At 47.1% G+C, this 278-nt stretch carries 1 protein-coding gene; it reads right to left on the bottom strand.

Translation table 11 applies throughout. The annotated features are described in order from the left end of the window. A partial coding sequence (locus tag Q5762_RS38115; RefSeq protein WP_315896896.1) for a PepSY-associated TM helix domain-containing protein occupies nucleotides 1-278 on the bottom strand: 278 nt, incomplete at both ends.

Below are 278 nucleotides of genomic sequence, written 5' to 3'. Positions count from 1 at the left end.
CAACCGATTTTTTAGATGGCATTTTTAGTAGTAAATAGAAGCCGGTTAAGGCAAAGACCAAACAGGCGATGGCGGTAATATCAATTAGCCATTTCCATAGTAAACCGGCATCCCGCCCTTTGTGCAGATCGTTGGCCAACGCCAGATAACCGCTAAACTGTTGTTCTAGTTCAATCTCGGCGCTGCCAAAGTCCACTAGAGCGACAGCATAACCAGCAGGCCTTTTAAAGCTTAACTCCAGCGTTTGCTCATCGGCATCAAACCGAGGTTGCCAACTC

Source organism: Streptomyces sp. P9(2023) (genome assembly GCF_032436795.1).
Classification (GTDB): domain Bacteria; phylum Actinomycetota; class Actinomycetes; order Streptomycetales; family Streptomycetaceae; genus Streptomyces.
The sequence above is the reverse complement of the archived record's forward strand: the minus strand, read 5'-3'. Positions and strand labels throughout refer to the sequence as shown.